This is a genomic window from Halorubrum sp. AD140, assembly GCF_034497445.1.
GTDB lineage: Archaea > Halobacteriota > Halobacteria > Halobacteriales > Haloferacaceae > Halorubrum.
The window spans coordinates 1-1,147 of record NZ_JAXRUU010000270.1 but is presented as its reverse complement, the minus strand read 5'-3'; the positions used below and the strand labels follow the sequence as shown (position 1 = coordinate 1,147).

At 73.5% G+C, this 1,147-nt stretch carries 2 protein-coding genes; one reads left to right on the top strand and one right to left on the bottom strand.

Going from position 1 to position 1,147, the window contains the following annotated elements; translation table 11 throughout:
• On the top strand, nt 1–384 hold a 384-nt coding region (locus U4E84_RS18105), incomplete at its 5' end, for a cupin domain-containing protein (RefSeq protein WP_322533457.1).
• A 41-nt stretch (nt 385–425) separates the two neighbouring features.
• Here U4E84_RS18105 and U4E84_RS18100 read toward each other — a convergent pair.
• A complete protein-coding gene (locus U4E84_RS18100; protein ID WP_322533458.1) occupies nt 426–1,121 on the bottom strand; it encodes a hypothetical protein in 696 nt (231 codons plus the stop codon).
• Nucleotides 1,122–1,147 lie beyond the last annotated feature (26 nt).

Sequence of the window (1,147 nt, the reverse complement as noted above, 5' to 3'; positions counted from 1 at the left end):
ATGAACTACTTCGAACTCGCGCCCGGCGACGCGTTCTCGGGCGGCCTCCACACCCACGGCGACCAGGAGGAGATATTCTACGTGCGCTCCGGCACCGCCACGTTCGAGGTCGGGCGCGACCGCGAGCGCGTTGACGTCGGTCCCGACGAGGCGATCCGATTCGCGCCCGACGAGTTCCAGTCCGGGTTCGTGCCCGAGGACGCCGACGAGGAAGTCGTCGCGTGGGCGATCGGCGCGCCGGGCGCGCAACACGACTGGGACCAGATCCGGTCGCTGATCGAGTGTCGCGACTGCGGCGGCGAGCGCGTCCACGACACCGAACTCACCGACGGGGGCCGGTTCCGGTTCACCTGTACCGAATGCGGCGCGTCGTTTTCGCCGTGAAGACGGTCCCCGGCGCCCGGTGACGGCCTCCCCGCGCGGCCTCACCCCAGCAGCGACCGGAGGCTCCGCCGGCCCGTCCCGCACTCGCCCGCGTAGTCGCAGGCGTCACAGCGGCCGTCGTCGCCCCGCGGCGGCGGGCCGTCGATCGACCGCGCCGCGCGGAGCGCCTCGCGGTACGCCGCCTTCTTCCGGAGCGTCAGTCGGACCTCGCGCACGACGCCGACCGCGGGGTACTCGACCAGCGCGCGCTCGATCTCCCGCTCGCGCTCCCACGCCAGCGCCTTCGCGATCCCGACCGCGCGGACCGCCTGCGGCTCCCACACGCCGTTCTCCGGCGGCTCGCCCGAGGACACGAGCGTCGGAACCGGCGGCGGGGTGGGCGCCGCGTCGTCCGAGTCCCCCGTCTCCGGGCCCGGCTCCAGCACCTTGTGAACGGTGCCGTGGCAGTCCTTCCCCGAGAGGAACCCGCGCTCGCTCGCGGGGTCGACCAGCGCGTCGTACTCCTCGCGCTCGCGCAGTCGGGCCAGGTTCCGCCGGTACGCGGCCGGCGACCGGTGAAGGGGTAGCCGTCGCAACGCTCGGTCCGGCGCGTCGACCAACTCGTCGTACCGGAACGCCAGATCGATGCGCTCGCGCGCCGTCGCCGGGACGCTCCGCTCGTCGTCCCGCCGGACGTAGTACAGCTGTCGGGGACAGTACGCCGCGCGGGCCAGGTCGCTGAAGGGAATCAGCGTCACGCGACCGGGTGGCCGCGGCTTTGCTT